The sequence below is a fragment of the Ferruginibacter albus genome (genome assembly GCF_020042285.1).
In the GTDB taxonomy this organism is placed as follows: domain Bacteria; phylum Bacteroidota; class Bacteroidia; order Chitinophagales; family Chitinophagaceae; genus Ferruginibacter; species Ferruginibacter albus.
In genome coordinates, this window is sequence record NZ_CP083388.1 from 248,523 (window position 1) to 268,304 (window position 19,782).

Annotated in this window: 15 protein-coding genes; 5 read left to right on the forward strand and 10 right to left on the reverse strand. The window is 37.8% G+C overall.

The annotated features are described in order from the left end of the window. Position 1 precedes the first annotated feature (1 nt). The 3 genes from K9M53_RS01125 to K9M53_RS01135 all read right to left on the reverse strand — a co-directional run bounded on the left by K9M53_RS01125 (position 2) and on the right by K9M53_RS01135 (position 3,375). Complete coding sequence (locus tag K9M53_RS01125; protein ID WP_224017180.1) at positions 2-1,114, reverse strand: hypothetical protein; 1,113 nt, start codon at positions 1,112-1,114, stop codon at positions 2-4. Between the two features lie 9 nt (positions 1,115-1,123). Beyond that, positions 1,124-2,347 carry an MFS transporter gene (locus K9M53_RS01130; protein ID WP_224017183.1) on the reverse strand — a complete coding sequence of 408 codons (1,224 nt, stop codon included), beginning with the start codon at positions 2,345-2,347 and terminating at the stop codon, positions 1,124-1,126. A gap of 83 nt (positions 2,348-2,430) precedes the next feature. Continuing rightward, complete coding sequence (locus tag K9M53_RS01135) at positions 2,431-3,375, reverse strand: helix-turn-helix domain-containing protein (RefSeq protein ID WP_224017185.1); 945 nt, start codon at positions 3,373-3,375, stop codon at positions 2,431-2,433. Between the two features lie 264 nt (positions 3,376-3,639). On the opposite strand from K9M53_RS01135, the gene gyrB reads away from it, so the two are divergent. Beyond that, the gene (gyrB, locus tag K9M53_RS01140; RefSeq protein ID WP_224017187.1) at positions 3,640-5,619 is read left to right on the forward strand and encodes a DNA topoisomerase (ATP-hydrolyzing) subunit B; all 1,980 of its coding nucleotides are present in this window, start codon (positions 3,640-3,642) and stop codon (positions 5,617-5,619) included. A gap of 122 nt (positions 5,620-5,741) precedes the next feature. Next, positions 5,742-5,942 (forward strand): hypothetical protein, encoded by a 201-nt coding sequence (locus tag K9M53_RS01145; protein WP_224017189.1) that lies wholly within the window; start codon positions 5,742-5,744, stop codon positions 5,940-5,942. A 146-nt stretch (positions 5,943-6,088) separates the two neighbouring features. On the opposite strand, the gene K9M53_RS01150 is transcribed toward K9M53_RS01145, so the two are convergent. Next, positions 6,089-6,784 carry a zinc metallopeptidase gene (locus K9M53_RS01150; protein ID WP_224017190.1) on the reverse strand — a complete coding sequence of 232 codons (696 nt, stop codon included), beginning with the start codon at positions 6,782-6,784 and terminating at the stop codon, positions 6,089-6,091. Positions 6,785-6,910: 126 nt separating this feature from the next. Then, a complete protein-coding gene (gene atpA, locus K9M53_RS01155) occupies positions 6,911-8,491 on the reverse strand; it encodes a F0F1 ATP synthase subunit alpha (protein WP_224017192.1) in 1,581 nt (526 codons plus the stop codon). Positions 8,492-8,636: 145 nt separating this feature from the next. Here atpA and K9M53_RS01160 point away from each other — a divergent pair, with 145 nt between their 5' ends. Beyond that, on the forward strand, positions 8,637-12,446 hold the full coding sequence (locus tag K9M53_RS01160; RefSeq protein ID WP_224017195.1) for a M4 family metallopeptidase: 3,810 nt from the start codon (positions 8,637-8,639) through the stop codon (positions 12,444-12,446). A 156-nt stretch (positions 12,447-12,602) separates the two neighbouring features. Here the strand turns inward: K9M53_RS01160 and K9M53_RS01165 are convergent, their stop codons facing one another. From K9M53_RS01165 to K9M53_RS01185, 5 genes are all read right to left on the reverse strand, one after another. Continuing rightward, entirely contained in the window at positions 12,603-14,447 is a 1,845-nt protein-coding gene (locus tag K9M53_RS01165) for a 2-oxoacid:acceptor oxidoreductase subunit alpha (RefSeq protein WP_224017197.1), read from the reverse strand. 261 nt (positions 14,448-14,708) lie between these two features. Then, complete coding sequence (locus tag K9M53_RS01170; protein WP_224017199.1) at positions 14,709-15,248, reverse strand: CvpA family protein; 540 nt, start codon at positions 15,246-15,248, stop codon at positions 14,709-14,711. A gap of 63 nt (positions 15,249-15,311) precedes the next feature. Beyond that, positions 15,312-15,764, reverse strand: coding sequence for a GatB/YqeY domain-containing protein (locus K9M53_RS01175; RefSeq protein ID WP_224017200.1), 453 nt, complete (start codon positions 15,762-15,764; stop codon positions 15,312-15,314). Positions 15,765-15,795: 31 nt separating this feature from the next. Next, entirely contained in the window at positions 15,796-16,140 is a 345-nt protein-coding gene (gldC, locus tag K9M53_RS01180; protein WP_224017202.1) for a gliding motility protein GldC, read from the reverse strand. Between the two features lie 28 nt (positions 16,141-16,168). Continuing rightward, positions 16,169-17,236, reverse strand: a complete 1,068-nt coding sequence (locus K9M53_RS01185; RefSeq protein WP_224017204.1) for a glycosyltransferase — start codon at positions 17,234-17,236, stop codon at positions 16,169-16,171. On the opposite strand from K9M53_RS01185, the gene K9M53_RS01190 reads away from it, so the two are divergent. Together K9M53_RS01190 and K9M53_RS01195 are read left to right on the forward strand one after the other, a co-directional pair. Continuing rightward, positions 17,217-18,653 (forward strand): TolC family protein, encoded by a 1,437-nt coding sequence (locus K9M53_RS01190; protein WP_224017207.1) that lies wholly within the window; start codon positions 17,217-17,219, stop codon positions 18,651-18,653. The genes K9M53_RS01185 and K9M53_RS01190 overlap by 20 nt on opposite strands. A gap of 14 nt (positions 18,654-18,667) precedes the next feature. Next, a complete protein-coding gene (locus tag K9M53_RS01195; RefSeq protein WP_224017208.1) occupies positions 18,668-19,762 on the forward strand; it encodes an efflux RND transporter periplasmic adaptor subunit in 1,095 nt (364 codons plus the stop codon). Positions 19,763-19,782: the final 20 nt, after the last annotated feature.

Here is a 19,782-nt window from a genome sequence, read left to right on the forward strand (position 1 = left end):
GTTAATCTTGTGCATTTTTGGCAGCTAATTTTTTCTTCAACATCTTATCAATACGCCACATAATTATCCAATACAATGGCAAGAGTATAGGATATAATAAAAGGCAAAAAAATACGTAGCCATGAAACCGGCTTGCGCTGCTTCCGATAATAGTATCAATGAAGTCAAATGAAAAGAGGTAAATGAATAAAACAGCAAGCGGTATAACCAGGCTTCCAATTATTACCGCTAATGAGAATTTTTCTGTTGGATATCTATTTCGATAATGGCGAACTGTTCTTAAATGTAACATGAAGAATAAGATGCCCGATATGACTGCTATTCCAAAAGGATCGATAAATACTAAAACCTTTGCCAATACATTGATTTTCGGCATATAGTTAATATCAATATAGTCGTCAGGAAGCTTATTGAATGACCAGCTATTGCTTTGTTGAATTGTTTTTCCGTTTGGCTCACCTAAATTGGTGGTGAATGGTTTGGTATCGCCTTCGCTTTCAACATAGACATCCAATTTACCAAAGGATTTCCAAAATTTAGCAGGTGTCAAAGAATAACGGAAGCTGTGTTGAGCAACCCAATCATTGCGGTCTGTCCATGCATTGGCAGTGTATTCTACTCTTATTTTATGAGTGCCTTTCGTTAAGCTGGCTTCAAAGTATTTCAGGTCATTGATTTCATAATTAGATTGATAATTTTCGCTCCAGTAAATTGTGACAAATGGAGAATTGCTATAATTGCTTGCTTTTTTAATGGAATTTGCAAACACTGAAAACGGAGAATCATTAATATTTTTATAACTGTCGGGTATTTGTTGTACAGTTACTTTTTGATCATCAACCCAAACTATAAAATCATCTTTATAATTTTCTGCATAAAAAAGTAAAGGAATTTGCTTGCCCGTGCTATCGGTTTCAATTGAATATTCAACAACATATTTTGCTGTAGTAAATTCTTTATTAATGCTGATGTGGATAGTTTCGGAAAGAATATTAATGTCTTTGCTGGAAAAAGGAGCACTTGTTTTTGTTCCTTCCTGAACAGGAGAAGCCATGTTTGCCTTACTATGTAAAGCAAACAATAATGATATAATAATTAGAAGCTTCGTTTTCAAAATGTATGATTATGTTTCTACAAAATTCAGATCCTTACCAAAACTTTCTTTTGTATAATACGCAGCTATTACAGCCATCGCCATTAAAATAATTCCTGTTATCCATCCGCCGGAAACATAATGACCGGTTAGGCTTCTTATCCCCCTAAACAATAGCAATATTAATGGCAGCCCTCCACGCACCATGTTAGGAATGGAAATAGCAGCAGTTGCTCTTAAATTAGTTCCAAATTGTTCAGCAGACATTGTAATGTATAAAACAGAAAAGCCCGAACCAAAGCCTAATCCGGCACAAAGCCAATACATTCTTTCTGCGCTTCCCCCCGCTTGCAAAAAATATAAAATGGTAAATATGCCTTGAATGATAAAGAAAGTAAACAATGCTTTTTTTCGGCTTTTTAAAATATTGCTTAAGATACCTGCGGCAAGATCGCCAAAGCATAAAGCAAAGTATTGATACATGACCGCTTTACCGGGATCAACGTTGGCAATGCCCATTTCTTTTCCAAACTTGTCTGCAAACGTTATTAAAACACCAATGGCATACCAAACAGGTAAGCCAATTATAACGCCACGCATGTATCGAAAGAACCTGTCTTTGTTGGTAAAGAACATAAAGAAGTTGCCGCGTTCAATAGTTGTTTTCTTTACTTCATCATACATGCCGCTTTCGAGTATGCTTACACGCAACAGCAATAATAATAAACCGATACCGCCGCCAATGTAATAGCACAATCTCCAATCCTGGAAATAATTGTATACTTCATATGCTAATACAGCACCTAGTACACCTAAGCTTGTAATAATAGCAGCAGCAATGCCTCTTTTTTCTTTGGGTAATATCTCGCTTACCAATGTAATGCTGGCACCCATTTCACCCGCCAATCCAATGCCCGCAATAAAACGTATGATGATATATTGAGGGATAGTGTGTACCATACCGTTAGCAATGTTGGCAATGGAGTATAATAAAATGGAACCAAACAATACATTTAATCTTCCTCTTTTATCACCGAGTACGCCCCAGAATATGCCGCCAACAACCAGCCCTATCATTTGTATACTGATGATCCATTCACCGGTATTGGTTATTTCATCGCCTCTTAATCCTAATGCAGCTAAGCTTGGTTTGCGAATGATGCTGAACAATAATAGATCGTACACATCTACAAAAAGCCCTAAAGCGCCTACAATAACGGGAAGAGAAAATACACTGTATTGTTTTTGATTCATGAAGCCTTCGTTGTTAATTAAGGGATGCTCAAAGATACTTCACTATGTATAATAGCAATGTCGATCCTGAAGGTAAAATGTGATTAATGTAATAATAGCTCACAGGGCTTAATGCCGGTGTGCTTTTTAAAAGCTGTACTAAAGTGAGAGATGGAAGAGTAGCCCAGCATTAAAGAAACTTCGGTAACGCTTAAGCCTTTATCGTATAAAAGATATTTGGCGTGTTCCATGCGTTGGCTTTGGTAAAAATCGAAGATAGTAGTGCCAAACATTTCTTTAAAGCCTTTCTTTAAATAACATTCGTTGATAGCAACTTTGCGACTTAATTCTTTAATGGTCAACGGCTCACCGATATGCTGTAATAACACTTCTCTTGCTTTGGTGATCTTTTCCCTGTCATCAGCGTTAGCTAAAAACTTGCAGGTAAACACTTCTTCTTTTTCAGTGCCGATGCCCAACATGCAATCCATGCTGTATAGCAATAGGATTTGCGTTTGTGCATTAATGAAAATATTTGCTCTTGTATCTGTGTAAGCATGATTGAGTAACGACTCGATCGTCATGCGTGTTTTATTACACAGCGGCAAAATTTTAGAAAAGGATGATTTATGTGTGAAAGAAAGAACTTCTTCAGTGATATTGATATTCTTATTGTCTTTTGCAAATTGAGTAAGGTAAGATGGTTTAAAACTAAAGCTTAACACATCTACGCTTTCAATTTTTTCGTTGCACGATCTTTTTGATTCTGTGATACAACCATTGCATTGTGCTTTTGATTCGTTGCAATACATATTGCCTGCAATACAAAAGCGTAGTTCTAAATAATTAGCTTCGGGGTTGTTTTTTTCAAAATGATATACAAGCATGCCCGAATCTTCAAAACTGAATTGAGGCACTTTACGGTAACGCCTGATCTGGTAATTTATAGAACCCGGAACAAGGCGATCAACATCCTGTAATAGCTCCATTTCATCCAATAACATCGGACGTTTGTTAGCAATATTCAGTATGTCGATGGGATTATGCATAAAACGGTTGCGAAGATAGCGCATATAGGGCAGGACGAATGCCACGGTTATGTAAAAAAGCAAGCAAGATATATTGAATATTATTCGTAAGCAATGCCCTTAAAATCAATCAAAAACCAGCTTTCAAAAGTGAAAAATTGCTTGTGGAAATCTTTGTAAAAATATATCTAATTTGACTCGTTTAAATGCTGTACAACCCTTTATTTGTGGTATATTTGCAGACGGTCGATTTTAGAAAAAATTAAAGCGAATTTCCTCCCATTTATGAGTACAGAAACTGAAGAAGTAATAGCCCCCGCCACCAACGGTTATGGTGCAGATAGTATCCAGGTTTTAGAAGGTTTAGAAGCAGTTCGTAAGCGCCCTGCCATGTATATTGGCGATATCGGCGTTAAAGGATTGCATCATTTAGTATATGAGGTTGTAGATAATGCTATTGACGAAGCCTTGGCGGGTTATTGTAAAAATATCATTGTTACTATTCATGAAGATAATTCTATAAGTGTAGATGATGATGGTCGTGGTATCCCAACGGGTATCAATACCAAAGAAAAAAAATCAGCTTTAGAAATAGTAATGACGGTGTTGCACGCCGGTGGTAAGTTTGATAAAGACACCTACAAGGTTTCCGGAGGTTTGCATGGTGTGGGTGTAAGTTGCGTGAACGCATTAAGCACCAAATTGCATGTAACAGTAAAAAGAGAAGGTAAAATATTTGAACAGGAATATAAGATCGGCGTTCCCCAATATGAGGTTCGTGAAATTGGCGTGAGCAACGAAACCGGAACATTGGTTCATTTCTGGCCAGACACATCTATCTTTACTGCAAATGTTTATAATAAAGATATTTTAGAAGGACGTTTAAGAGAATTAGCCTTCTTAAACAGGAAAGTAACCATTACTATAAATGATCTGCGTGAGAAAGATGATAGTGGCAATACTTACTCTAAAACATTCTATAGCGAAGGTGGTATCATCGAGTTTGTTGAAATGTTGGATAAAAATGCCAATCGCCAACCATTATTGCCATCAGTAGTGTATTGCGAAGGAAGAGATGAGAATACCAATGTAGCGGTAGAAGTAGCCATGATCTACAATACCGGCTACCAGGAACATTTATTCAGCTACGTAAATAATATCAATACCATTGAAGGTGGTACGCATGTTGCCGGTTTTCGTCGTTCTATAACAAGAGTGTTTAAGGCATATGGCGAAAAAGAAAGCATGTTTGAAAAAGCCAAGGTAGAAATTGAAGGGGATGATTTTCGTGAAGGCTTAAGCGCTATCATTTCTGTAAAAGTTCCCGAACCACAGTTTGAAGGACAAACAAAAACCAAACTCGGTAACTCCGAAGTCATGGGCGTGGTGGACACTACTTTAAGTCGTGTATTGGAAGCATACTTGGAAGAAAATCCAAAGAATGCAAAGACCATTATTCAAAAAGTAATATTAGCAGCACAGGCAAGAGCAGCGGCCCGTAAAGCCCGTGAAATGGTACAACGCAAAAGCGTTTTAACCGGAGGCGGATTGCCCGGTAAATTGGCGGACTGTTCTGATAAAGACCCAATGCGCTGCGAATTATACCTGGTAGAAGGGGACTCGGCTGGTGGTACAGCCAAGCAAGGCAGAGACAGAAGCTACCAGGCAATACTTCCTTTACGTGGTAAGATCTTGAACGTGGAAAAAGCAATGGAGCATAAGATTTACGACAACGAGGAAATAAGGAATATGTTTACGGCAATGGGTGTAAAAATTGGAACCCCCGAAGACCCTAAGGCTTTAAATACTTCCAAACTTCGTTATCATAAGATCATTATTATGACCGATGCCGATGTGGATGGAAGTCATATTGCTACGTTGATCCTTACATTCATCTTCCGTTATATGAAGGAATTGGTAGAGCAGGGGTATATCTACATTGCACAGCCGCCGCTTTATCTTGTTAAAAAAGGGAAAGAGCAGGATTATGCGTGGAATGATGTAGAAAGAAAAGGCTTAATTGCTTTGTTTGGGCAGGGAAAAGACGAATCGGTAACTACACAACGATATAAAGGTTTGGGAGAAATGAATGCAGAACAATTGTGGGAAACAACCATGAATCCTGCAACCAGAACCTTAAAACAAGTTACCATTGAAAGTGCTGCTGAAGCAGACAGGGTTTTCAGCATGCTAATGGGCGATGAAGTGCCTCCCCGCAGGGAATTTATTGAAACGCATGCCAAATATGCTAAAATTGATGTGTAAGCAATAGTTATCCCCAAATAAACATGGGGTATTGCAGAGGAAAACATATTTGCTATCTTTATCAATGTTAGGATTAGTCCTTACAAACAAGATATTCTACTAACTATTAAAAACTTATTATTATGGCAACTCCATTAACAGCGTATAACGTAAAAACAAAAGAAAAAAATGTTACCATGCATGACGCAGTAATTACTAAAACTGCCCGTGGTGGATACATGGCTCAAGGCAACGACGGAAAAGGCAACAAATTGACTTCTTTATTAAGTGAAGCAAAAGCATTACAGGCTATAAAAGAGGGTGTTGCAAAACAAGGCTGGTAATTAATTATCTGTAAATATTTGTAGAGCTATTCTGCTTAAGCGGAATAGCTTTTTTATTTGGTAGAATTTGCATTGAAACATTTATTAATGTAAACAATAATGCCTGTTCACAATGAACAGGCATTATTATTATTTAAACTACTATCTTAATTTCTGCTCCTGCCATTATAGATCAAAATATAATAAGCCAAAGTAGCAATGGATGATAAAGCGGCTACCACATACGTAAGCGCTGCCCATTGCAATGCATCTTTTGCTTTATCATGTTCCGGAGTAGTGGTTATTCTTGCTGTATCCAGCCATTTTAAGGCTCTTGCAGATGCATCAAACTCAACAGGTAAGGTAATTACAGTAAATAAGGTAGTTACGGCAAATAATACAATTCCTGCCAATAATAAAGTTTGATTACCGCCGCCAAAACCCATAAATCCAATTCCGGCTAAAATTATCCATTGAGAAAGATTAGTGCTAACCTGTGTAACCGGAACTAATTTACTACGAAGCGTTAACATAGAATAGGCACTTGCATGTTGTACAGCATGCCCACATTCATGCGCTGCAATGGCTGCTGCAGCTATATTTCTTCCTGCATAAACATCAGGACTAAGATTTACGGTTTTATTTGACGGGTTATAGTGGTCCGATAAAAAACCGTCTACAGAGATTACCTGTACATCATAAATGCCATTATCACGAAGCATTTTTTCTGCTATCTCCTTTCCGCTTAAGCCGCTTGTAGTGGGCATTTCACTGTATCGTTTAAACTTGCTTTTTAATCTAAACTGCACTATCATACCTATCGCCATAAAAACAATAGAGATGCCTAATATTCCTAATGTCATTTTTAAAAATTTATAATACGATTGAACAAATAATATTCCACCTTATTTTATATGACAAAGTTACAGCAATAACAAAAAAAGCTGCTTCATTTCTGAAACAGCTTTCTATAAAAATTATTTAATTTTTTATTTTTTATACTGACCAACTAATGATTTAGATAAAGCAACTACTTTATTGATGCCATCATCCGATAAGTTACCTTTCTTGAAATCAGCCAATACTTCAGGATGTTTGTTTTCCAATTCCAATAAGAAATGTTCTTCAAACTCTCTTACCCTGTTAACCGGAACTTCTCTTAATAAACCTTGTGTTCCTAAGTAGATGATCGCCACTTGCTTTTCTACTGAGAACGGAGTGTATTGAGGTTGTTTTAAGATCTCCACGTTTCTTGCCCCTTTATCAATTACACTTTTAGTAGCAGCATCCAGATCACCACCAAACTTACTGAACGCTTCCAACTCACGATAAAGCGCCTGGTCTAATTTTAATGTACCGGCAACTTTCTTCATCGATTTAATTTGAGCGTTACCACCCACGCGACTTACCGAAATACCCACGTTAATGGCAGGACGAATACCGGCGTTGAATAAGTTGTTTTCCAAAAAGATCTGCCCATCTGTAATAGAGATTACGTTAGTAGGAATATATGCAGATACGTCACCCGCTTGTGTTTCAATAACTGGCAATGCTGTTAATGATCCGCCACCTTTTACCAAATGCTTGATAGATTCAGGAAGATCATTCATCTGCTTAGCAATATCATCTCTTGAAATGATCTTAGCAGCTCTTTCCAATAAACGGCTATGTAAATAGAATACGTCACCAGGATATGCTTCACGTCCCGGAGGTCTTCTTAATAATAAGGATACCTCACGATAAGCCACCGCCTGTTTAGAAAGATCATCATAAATGATCAATGCAGGGCGACCTGTATCACGGAAGAACTCACCGATAGCAGCACCTGCAAATGGAGCATAGAACTGTAAAGGAGCTGGCTCAGAAGCAGAAGCGGCAACGATGGTAGTGTAAGCCATTGCGCCATTTTCCTCTAAAGTCTTCATAATACCGGCAATGGTAGAAGCTTTTTGCCCGATCGCTACATATATACAGTAAACAGGTTTACCTGCTGCAAAAAATTCTTTTTGGTTGATGATCGTGTCGATCGCAATAGCAGTTTTACCGGTTTGACGGTCACCAATGATCAATTCACGCTGGCCACGACCGATAGGGATCATCGCATCGATCGCTTTGATACCGGTTTGCAAAGGTTCTTTAACCGGCTCACGATAGATAACCCCGGGTGCTTTACGCTCCAAAGGCATTTCGTATAATTGACCGCTTACAGGACCTTTACCATCAATTGGTTCACCTAATGTATTAATAACACGCCCGCTTAAGCCATCACCTACTTTAATAGAAGCGATCTCGCCCGTGCGTTTTACTTTATCACCTTCACGGATCTCGCTGCTTTCCCCCATCAATACCACACCCACATTGTCTTCTTCAAGGTTCAAAGCGATCGCTTTTACGCCATTTTCAAATTCAACAAGTTCACCACTGCGTACATTGTTCAATCCATATACACGGGCAATTCCATCACCCACTTGTAATACGGTTCCTATCTCTTCTAAACTTGCCGAAGCATTAAAATTGGTTAACTGCTGGCGAAGAATGGCTGATATTTCATCAGGTTTTATATCCGGCATAATTGCTTAATTAATTAGTTATAATAATAGGTCTATTTTTCAGGCTGCAAAGGTAGGGGACGCAGGTTTAGAAACAAAATAGAACGGGGAAAATTTAGGCTTAAATAATTTATTTCGCTAATTTGTAGCCGTCTAATATCAACCCATGCGCCAATTCTACTGTAGTTCAAAATACGTGTTTTTGATTTTGTTGATCTGTGTTGTGTCTAACAGCGCAAAAGCACAGTTATCCCCTCAAAAAAAGATATTAAATGAAAATCTGGGCGATTCCTCCTTTAAAAAGAATATTAAAGCGGATAAAAAGATAGTTACCGCATTATATGATGCAGCCAGGCAAACACCCCGATTGGTTACTTTTAAAAAAGAAGATGCCTATCGTTCTTCTGAATCTGATGCCGTATTAAAAGAGATATTGCCTGTAAAAGCCGGCGTTGATGTTCTTAAAAAGAAAAATGAAAATAATCCCGATAAAACAGTTAGCGTTTACCGTTATCAGCAATATTTTAAAGGAATAAAAGTAGAGCAGGGTTCTTATGCCGTTGTTTTAAAAGATGGTAACATCTCTTACGCCAGCGGCGAGTTTTACGTATTGGATAAATTGAAAAGCATTGTTCCGAATATTACAGATTCTGTTGCATTGAAAAATGCACTCACAAGTGTAGGGGCTACTTTATATAAGTGGCAGGAAGAGGGCGCTCAAAATGCAACGGTGGGAAAATACCCGGTGCCGGAATTGGTAATTATGCAGGATTATTATGGTGATGAAGGATTGGTACTGGCATATAAGTTTGATATATATGCAGTAAAGCCGCTTAGCAGGAATATTGTTTATGTGAGCGCAGTTACGGGTAAGGTGATCTATAAAAATCCATTGATCCATCATGCCAATGCTAACGGTACAGCAGACACGAAATATAGCGGAACAAAAAATATTACTACAGATAGTCGTTTTGGATCTTATCGATTGAGAGAAACAAGAGGTATTGCTTCGGGAATCGAAACCTACAACATGAAGAAGGGCACCAATTACAATACAGCCGTAGATTTTACAGATGGTGATAATAATTGGACGAACGCTGAATTTAATAATGCCAACCAGGATATTGGAGCGTTGGATGCACATTGGGGCGCTGAAACAGTATATGATTATTGGCTGAACAAGCACAATAGAAAAAGCTGGGATGGGAATGATGCCAAAATAAAAAGTTATGTGCATTATGATAATGCCTACGACAATGCTTTTTTTGATGGCAATGAAATGAACTATGGAGATGGAAGCTATCCTGTTCCCGGCGGGTTTAAAATATTAACCACCTTAGATATTTGCGGACATGAAATTGGACACGGCGTTTGTTCTTCTACCTGCGACCTGGTTTACAGCAGAGAATCAGGTGCTATGAACGAAGGCTTTAGCGATATTTGGGCGTCATGCATTGAGCATTATGCAGATCCAACTGCATCGCAATATGATTATTGGCTAATTGGAGAAGATGCAACAGCGGATTATGTAAGAGGCGTTAACAGGGATGCATTGAGGGATATGAAGAATCCTAAGGCACAGGCGCAACCGGATACTTACCTGGGTCAATACTGGCAGGATGCAACAGTGTCGGGATGCCCAAGCCCTAATGAAACTACCAACGATTATTGTGGCGTTCATACCAATAGTGGTGTTTTAAATCATTGGTTTTATTTAGTAACAGAAGGCGGCAGTGGAACCAATGACAATGGAAACTCTTATCAATTCAGCGGACTCGGTTTTGATGAATCGGAGCAAATTGCTTTCTTAACGGAAACATCTTTAACAGCTACTTCTGTATATTCCGATTGCCGGGATGTTTCTATTAATGCTGCTACCACTTTGTACGGCAGCTGCAGTAAAGAAGTAGAAATTGTAACGAATGCCTGGTATGCCGTTGGTGTAGGCGCTGCATATGTTCCCTGCGTTCCTACTGTAAGCTTTAATAAAGCTGCAGAGAATATCTCTGAAACAGCTTCTCCTAATATAAGTTGTCCTCCTTCTAAAACCATTACATTAACTGTGTCGCTTTCTTCAGCGGCATCAGCTCAAACAGATGTATCCTTGCAATTAAGCGGAACAGCAGTTGCGGGTATTGATTATACCGTCTCGCCTTCTACTGTTTCATTTGCAATAGGAGAAACAGGCCCCAAAAATATAACCATCACTGTTTTTGATAACGAGGTGATTGACAGCACCAGGACTTTAACTATCAGTTATCTCGTAAATGCAAATGGAGGAAATGCAGTTGCAGGCAATTCATTTAATACATATGCGCTTACTATAACAGATGATGATATTGCTCCACATGCTTCTTATGTAAATACGGTTGCTTATGGAAATTATACAACTGGATTAGCAACCAGTGCTTTTGCAGATGCGGCTTATCGAGATAAAAAGATACAACATATTTATTCTGCTGCTGATCTAAAATCATATGGATTGGTACCCGGCACTATTACAGCCATTGCAGTAAACGCATCGGAAACATCTCTTACAGGAAACGTGTATAAGAATTTTAATTTTGCTGCAGGATTTTCTTCCAGCACAAGTATCACCGGTTCCTATATCAGCGGATTAACCAATGAATATAGCAACAGTGCATTTACACTTGCCAGCAGTTGGAACACCTTTTCTTTTTCTACTCCGCTTGTTTGGGATGGCGTATCAAGCCTGGTATTACAATTCTGTTATAATAATACAAGTAATGGCAACAGCGATGATGCGTTAGAAGGAGAAGATGCAGGAGCAGGAAGCAATGTTACAGCATATCAACGTGCCAATTCCGGAAGTGCGGATGGCTGCTCATTCACCAGCGTTAACAATACACAATACCGGCCAATTTTAGCAATAACAGAAACTGTTCCTCAAACCAATGCAGAAACAACAATGGTTTCCGATACTGCCACATTAGGTCCTAATAAAGATGTTTACTTCTACTCTTCCACCGGCAAAATAATGGCTCGTGTTAAAAATCTTACTGCTTACGATTACGGTTGTACGAAAGTGAGTATTGATAGAATAGGTTCTTCTTCATCACAATTCTGGAATGTTGTTCCCAATAATTATTTAGCTTCCAAATCATTTAGAATAACTCCAACAAACAATACCTCATCAGGTCATTACCAGGTTACCTTATACTATACTGCGGCAGAAATAACAGGTTGGCAAACTGCAACCGGTCAATCGTGGAATAATGCACAAATGGTAAAGGTAACAGACGGGCATTATGTGCCGGATGTTAGTCCTTCAACGCCGTTTACAAGCAGTGTTATGGTTGTGAATGCTACTCACGATACATTAGGAACTAATTATACATTGCAAGCTGATTTTAATAACGCGGGCTTTTCGGGTTTTGGTGCCGGTATTCCGGGTTCGGTAGCAGTGTTGCCTGTAACCATTACTGAGTTTAACGGCTACAATAAGAACAGCTTTGCAGCACTGCAATGGATCACCACTTCGGAATATGGCAACAAAGGATTTGAAATAGAGAAGAGTTACGACGGGACCAGTTTTCAGGATATTGGATTTGTATTTGGCGCTACTAATTCTTTAATGACAAATACATATTCTTTCGATGACAATGTTCGTTTGTCTTCTGTTCAATATTATAGGTTAAAACAAGTTGATGAGAACGGAACTGTTACTTATTCAAAAACTATTGCCATTAAAACAAGCTCTATACAGGAGTTGAATTTGCTGAGTGTTACCAATCCATTTAACAGCAGGATAAACTTAGACTTTAATAAAGCTGTAAATGGCGTAGTTAAAATTGATCTGATGGACATAACAGGAAAGACTATCCTAAAAGCACAACAATCTTCTTCGTCAAATACTATCAGCTTTAATATTAATAGTAAGCTAAGCAGCGGAAGCTATATTTTAAAAGTGATGAACGGAACAGACACGTTTATAAGGAAGCTATTGAAACAATAACATAAAAAGCTTTTCTACGCTTTAATAAAAGTTGAATAACGATATTCGGTTGCAGTGAGTGACACAACGATGCTTAATGGTAGCACTACAGCTTATTACATAAAATAAAAATCCTGCACTTGTGCAGGATTTCAATATTTTTCACGCTTAAGATGATTATAAAAACTTCTTGATCTCGTCGATCATTTCGCCTTTGGTAATAGGAATACCCATTATCTTATTATATCCTTTCGCATCTACAAAATAAACATCACGGATGATCTTTATTAATTGGCCGTTGTTAATTTCCGGAATTATAACGTGATCAAAATTCTTAAGGATTTGTCCTAGGTTTTTAGGGAAAGGACGAACATAACGTAAATGCGCATGAGAAACAGCATGACCTTGTGCCTGCAAATCTTTTACTGCACTTTTAATAGCACCGTAAGTGCTTCCCCAACCTAATACCAATACTTTTCCTTTTTCAGGACCGCTATCTAATTTTTGCTCAGGAATATAATCAGCAATTTTATCAACCTTAGCCTGGCGCGTTTTAACCATGTGCTGGTGGTTTTCATTGTCGTAGCTAATGTTACCGGTGATGTCTTGTTTTTCTAATCCCCCTACACGATGCTCTAAGCCCGGTGTACCCGGAATAGCCCATGGACGAACTAATTTTTCATCTCTTTTATATGGCATTAATTTTTCTTCGCCTTCATCTAACTTTTCTTTGAAATTTACTTTTATTTCAGGTAGATCTGCAGCTACAGGGAATTTCCAGGGCTCTGCACCATTGGCAATATAACCATCGCTTAAAAGAATAACCGGTGTCATATGCTGAACACTGATGCGTACCGCTTCAAATGCTACATCAAAACAATCACTTGGAGTAGAAGCAGAAATTACCGGCATCGGACATTCACCGTTTCTACCATAGTATGCTTGTAACAGATCGCTTTGCTCAGTTTTGGTTGGCAAGCCTGTACTTGGTCCGCCACGTTGAATATCCACGATCACCAAAGGAATTTCCAGCATTACCGCCAAGCCCATTGCTTCCGCTTTTAGCGCCATACCCGGACCGCTGGTAGTGGTAAGACCTAAGCTGCCGCCATAACTTGCGCCAATTGCAGAAGCAATCGCAGCAATCTCATCTTCAGCCTGGAATGTTTTTATTCCGAAAGTTTTGTATTTGCTTAATTCGTGTAAGATATCGCTGGCAGGAGTAATAGGATAGCTTCCTAAAAACAATTGCAAGCCGCTTTTTTCAGCAGCAGCGATCAAGCCATACGACAAAGATTGGTTACCCATAATAGAACGGTATGTTCCCGATTCCATCTTTGCTTTTTCAACTACGTATCTCGTATCAAATGTTTCAGTAGTATCGCCATAGTTATATCCGGCGTGTAATACACGGATATTACTTTCTAATATTTCTGCTTTTTTGCCGAATTTCTCTTTCAGGAACTCAATCGTATTATCCATGTTACGATTGTACATCCAATATAAAAAGCCCAGTACAAACATGTTTTTTGCACGGTCTTTTTCTTTAGTTCCCATCGTGATATCCTTCAATGCTTCACGAGTCATCTTGGTTACATCCATTTTAATAACGTTGTAACCTTCCAGGCTATCATCTTCCAATGGATTTACACCTTCAGCATAATTTGCTAAACGTAAATTCTTAGAATCAAAACCATCTGTATTGGCAATAATAATACCACCGTGTTTTAAGCCTTTTAAATTTACTTTTAATGCAGCGGCGTTCATTGCTACCAATACATCACAGGCATCACCCGGAGTAAAAATGGTATCGCTGCTAAAACGAAGCTGGTAACCACTTACACCCGGCAACGTACCTATTGGGGCACGTATCTCCGCAGGAAAATCCGGGAAAGTTGCCAAATCAATACCCATCAAAGCCGTGTTGTTGGTAAACTGGCTTCCGGTTAATTGCATACCGTCGCCGCTATCGCCGGCAAATTTGATAACTACGTCTTGTAGTACTTGTTCTTTTGTGCTCATAATCGTTGAACTATCGCAAGCTTATAATTAAAAATGAAGCGCAAGTTACGCCGCATTTTTCTTATCTGTATTGTTTTTGGTTATTTTATACGGAAACGTTGCCAAAGAGAGAAAATTCAAATTATTGACGGCAATCTAGGCTATGATCCTTTGAATTTGGATTTTTTGGTACGGGCCGAAGTTTTTCATGGCGGCATCTTTGTGTCACATTTCTTTCATCGGCAGTACTATTATTAAGCGATGACGGAACCATTGCCGCAATTATTTGGAAACCTGCGTAGCAACACCTTCAAAAAAGCTTTCTAATTGCTTGAACAGGTTTTTAAAGATAGGGATCAGGTCTCCGATCAGGTCAATTGCTTTTGGGCCGATAGGTTTTATGTACGGATATACTTTTGATGCCTGGATGGTATTGCTGCTCAGCAAATGGATCTTTTCTATATAAAAAAGAAAAATACTGAAAACGAGCGTGTAAAGTACTATGTATATTAATGCACCGGCCATCCGATTGGCAAAGCCCAACATTACGGCTTCTGCCGTTTTTTGGGTAAGCCTTCCGATTAAACGGACTAAAAAAACAGCTCCAATAAATACTAATATATACGATACAAACGGCAACCATTTCTCGTAACTCTTATTACCATCTGCCAAACGATTCGCCACTACTGCTGATAATTTTATGGCAGCTGCCATACCAATAAAAATAGCTGCAAAAGAAAATGCAGCTACTACTAATCCATTTCTGTACCCTTTAACGGCTACGATTATTATGAGTATTATATATATAACATCTATGAGCATGGCGTGAGCATCATGAGGTCTCAAACATAAAAATCAATTTCACGTTTGACGTCTTACGTTTTGTTATTTTGTAAGCAACTCTTTCACCGCAGCGCTGATAGCTTTTCCATCTGCTTTGCCTGCCAATTGTTTGCTGGCAACGCCCATTACCTTACCTAGATCAGCAACTGAGGATGCACCTGTTTCAGCAATGATGGCAGTAAGCGCTTCTTTTAATTCAGCTTCGCTCAATTGCTTTGGTAAAAATTTTTCTATTACAGCAATTTCTTCTTTTTCTTTTTCTGCCAGATCAGCCCTACCTTGTTTTTCAAAAATCTCTAATGAATCTTTACGCTGTTTCATCATTTTTTGTAAAAACTTTTGTTCTACTTCTTCATTGATCTCTCCTCCGGCGCCGGGTTCTGTTTTTGCTTTTATTATTTCAGCTTTAATCGCTCTTAATCCGCGTAAAACTGCTTCATTCTTGCTTTTCATGGCGTCTTTCATTTCTGCCATTATTTGTTGTTCTAAACTCATGTCTTATAATTTTGAAGGTTTAAACTTAGAACTATTTCTGTTCTTTTATTTGTAATGCTCTGAATTTATCGAAGAAATTCTTTGCAAATGTTTTCATGTCTTGTGTCAATTCTTCCTGCTGTGTGGCTCTTTTAAATGTATCTGCCATTGTCATCATCATTTGATAATAAAAATCAGCCATTTCATCTACCATCATGTCTTTTGTCCAAAGGTCGATCCGCATAGCAGTTTTATCTATGCCATCCCAAAATGCAATGCACATAGCTTTTGCTTTCTGTGCTTCTTCTGCCGTTGAGCCCGATGCACTCCAGCTTATTTGTTCCGGAATTTTGTTCGGGTCGAGCAACACATCTATTTTAATGCTGGATTGATTCATATTCTTTTTTTGAGGATGCAAAGATAAGCTATACTGTTTCTAAAATTGCCTGCCATAATAGCTCTGCAGACTTATCCCAATTAAACTGCTGCCATTGATGGCGGGACTTTTCAATCAGCTCATTCCGTTTGTTCTCATCTTTAAATAGCAACATCATTTTATCTGCAATGTCTTCATGGTTGGAATTATCAACATATAAAGCCGCTCCATCGCATGTTTCGCCAAAAGCTTCTATATCTGATGCAATAACAGGAACATTGCATTTTAATGCAGCTGCCAAATACATATCAAAATCATTATACAACGATACCGTTATATATGTATAAGCTGCTGCAATGATTTTTGCCAATTCATTTTCAGCGATCGCAGGCAAAACTTTTACATCGTTTCGGTATTTATATGTTTTCAGCAATTCATCAAACTCATTATTGGAATTAGTTGCTGCAATTAGTAATTGCATATTGCTTTTTTGCCGTTTCTTGAAAAAAGAAAATGCTTTTAATAATGTAAATAAATTATGAATGCTGCTTAGAGAACCGGCGTATAAAAAATATTCTTTGCCTTCTGCATATTTTTCTTTTATTGATTCTCTTTCATTAAAATCGATCGACTGATATAGATCATTTAGCCCAAAAGAGACAATGCTCATTTTGCTTTCATCAACCTTGTATTTCTCTAATAAAGTTTTTGTTATGGATTGAGAAATGCCAACAATGTTATTTGCTTTAATGTAAGATGGCGCAGCAAATTTTTTATAAAATGCAGCAACTTTCTTTTGTAACAATTTCGGATAGTGCAGAAATGCCAGGTCATTTACCAATAACAATTGTGGCGTTTTGCTTCGCAATGAACATAACCCGTTTGTATTAATTAAAACTGATGCTTTTATTTTTCTAACTTTTATTGTAAGTTTATAATTATACCAAAGCTGCCATAAAAGATTGTTGTTGCCAGGCTTGCCGATAATAAGAGATGAACAGTTTTTAGGCAGTGAATTTGTATCAAATTCTTCATCTGCAACAAACATGAATTGATGTGCAGAATGTTTAGTTGCAATTCTTGTAAAACATTCGTTAATGAAAGCTTTTTTTGCCACACTATTTTCTTTGTCAATGTCTTTTATGTTTATTACTATTATCACGTTTGCAAAAGTAATGAACACACTTAACAACGAGATAACATCTTTTAATAACTACTTAACTCAACGCATAATAGCTTTGCGTCCACATTTTTTATTTATCCCGATGCGAAAGGTATTTTTTGTATTTACGATTACGTTATCCGTTCTTACCCAAAAAAGTTTAGCACAAGCTGATACTACTACTATATCTGTTGCCGATGCAGAAAAGATCTTTTTACAAAAGAATCTTTTTTTATTGGCAGCTAAATATAATATTGACGCCAACAAGGCATTGATACGCCAGGCAAAGCTCTGGGATAATCCTGTTTTAAATACTGATCAGAATATTTATGATGGAAAATTTTTCCGTCATGATGCAGATAACGGTCAGGTGTATGTGCAATTACAGGAATTGATACGCACAGCAGGTAAGCGTAACAAAGCGGCTCAATTAGCAACGGATAATACCAAAATCTCTGAAGCACAATTTGATGACCTGGTAAGAACATTGCGTTATGCATTAAGAAGTGATCTGCATGAAACGCATCACTTACTCAGGATAAAAGCGGTGTATGATGCAGAGATCGCAGAAGTGCAAAAGCTTTCTGCGGGCATGGATGAATTATTGAAAGCGGGTAACATTTCTGTAAAGGAAAACATGCGCATTAAAGCATTGTTGTTTGGTTTACAAAATGAATTGGTAAATGTAGAAAGCCAGCTATTACCTATCCAGGCTGAAATAAAATTACTGCTACAAAATACCGATGGTAAATTTATAAAGCCTTCTTTTGATTATCAATTACCGGATATTATTAAAGCTTCCATTCCTGATAATGACAGCTTAATGAAACTGGCATTGGCAAACAGAACCGATATTAAGATCGCACAATCACAACTTGATTTTCAAAATCATAATTTGATCTATCAAAAAGCACTGGCAAAAGCAGATGTTACAGTAGGTACAGAGTTTGATCAGCGTAATAGCTATGCGCCTAATTACTTTGGGTTGGCTATTTCATTGCCGATAAATATTTTTAATCGTAACCAGGGAAATATAAAATCTGCACAGGCAAGCATTCTACAACAAAAAGCGGTAAGTGATCAAACACAGTTTAAAGCACAGAATGATGTAACAACTGCCGCTGATAAATTAAGGTATTTTCAAAGCATCAACAATCTTCAACAGCTTTCTTTTTCAGATCAATACGATGCATTGTTTCAAAACATGCTGAAAAGCTATCAGCAACGCCAATTAAGTTTATTGGAATTTATAGATTTTATAGACGCCTACAAAGACACCAAATTAAAATTGGTTGACCAACACAACAGCTTATTGAAAGCCGCAGAAGATCTAAACTATGCGGTAGGTACAGATTTAATTAAAGACAATTAATAGTATTTATAAAGATGAAATTATCCTTTACATTATCTGCAATTGCATTAACAGCAATGCTTTTTTCGTGCAGTGAAAAGAAAACGGAAGCGCCTGTCAAACAACAATTTTGTTTGAGCGATACATTTAAACAAATGATCACCATTGATACGGTGAAAACCTGCAATGTGGAAGACGAGTTACAATTAACCGGGGAAGTGAGTTTTAATGAAAACCAGGTAGTAAAAATATTTCCAAACAGCAGCGGACAAGTGTTGGAAGTAAAAGTATCTATGGGTGATAAAGTGCAGAAAGGACAAGTGTTAGCTGTAATGAAAAGTGCCGATGTAGCGGGTAATTACAGTGATTTGAACAATGCTGATGCCGACCTGGCAATTGCTAAAAGCCAATTGGATAACGAAGAGTCATTGTACAAGAATGGTATTGCCAGTCAACGTGAATATGAAGAAGCAAAACAGGATTATCAAAAAGCATTGGCAGCAAAAGAAAAAATAAATGCTGCTATCAATATTAACGGCGGCGGACAGACGAAAGCAGGTGGCTTGTATAATATTGTTGCTCCAACAGATGGTTATATTGTTGAAAAGAATGTAAATGCAGGAAGCTTTATACGACAGGATATGGGAAATAATCTTTTCACTATTTCTGATTTGAAAGAAGTGTGGGTTTATGCGAATGTATTTGAAGCCGATATTCCAAAAGTAAAGCAAGGATATCATGCATCCATTACAACATTGGCTTATCCTGATAAAGTATTTAATGGCACTGTTGATCAGATAAGTGAAGTGCTTGATCCGAATAACAAAACACTTCGTGTCCGTATTAAATTGCCAAATGATGGTTTGCAATTAAAGCCTGAAATGTTTACTACGGTTAAGATCGATAACACAGAAGGAGTAAGTGCTATATGCATTCCAAAGTCAGCCCAGGTCGAGTCTTATGGCAAAACGTATGTGGTTGTTTATAATAGCGATTGTGATTTAAAAGTTGCACAAATTGATGTTTTAAAAGTGGTCGGCGACAGGTTATACATTAAAGATGGGTTGACGGTTGGACAAAAAATAATAACCCGGCAAGCACTTCAATTATTCCAGGAGTTTACAGATTAGTTTGGTGAATGGGCAATCTT